The organism is Allokutzneria sp. NRRL B-24872 (genome assembly GCF_002155965.1).
GTDB lineage: Bacteria > Actinomycetota > Actinomycetes > Mycobacteriales > Pseudonocardiaceae > Allokutzneria.
In genome coordinates, this window is the sequence record NZ_MUMH01000274.1 from 1613 (window position 1) to 2011 (window position 399).

The 399-nt window shown below is 71.4% G+C and carries 1 protein-coding gene; it reads right to left on the reverse strand.

What is annotated here, in order from left to right; genetic code table 11:
- On the reverse strand, positions 1-399 hold a 399-nt coding region (locus CCN37_RS37355; RefSeq protein ID WP_246843548.1), incomplete at both ends, for an SDR family NAD(P)-dependent oxidoreductase.

The window sequence follows — 399 nt, forward strand, 5'->3', positions numbered from 1 at the left end:
GCTGGCCTTGATCTGGGCGGTCAACGGGGTCTCCACCACTCCGGGGGAGATCGCGTTCACCCGGACGCCGCACGGCCCGAACTCCGCGGCGGCGGTGCGCACGAGCTGCACCAGGCCCGCCTTGGTCGCCGCGTACACGCCCTGACCCGGCTCGACCGTGCTCGCCCGGATCGAGGAGAAGCCGATGATCGACCCGCGCCCGCGCTCGGTCATCGGCCCGCCGAAGGCCCTGATCACGTCGAAGGTCGCGCGCAGGTTCAGCGAGACGACCTTGTCGAAGTCCGCACCCGTGTAGTCCAACAGCCTCTTGCGCACGTTCGTCGCGGCGGTCAGCACCAGGCCGTCCACCTCGCCGAGGTCGTCCGCGGCGGCGTTCACGGCCTCCGCGTCGAGCACGTC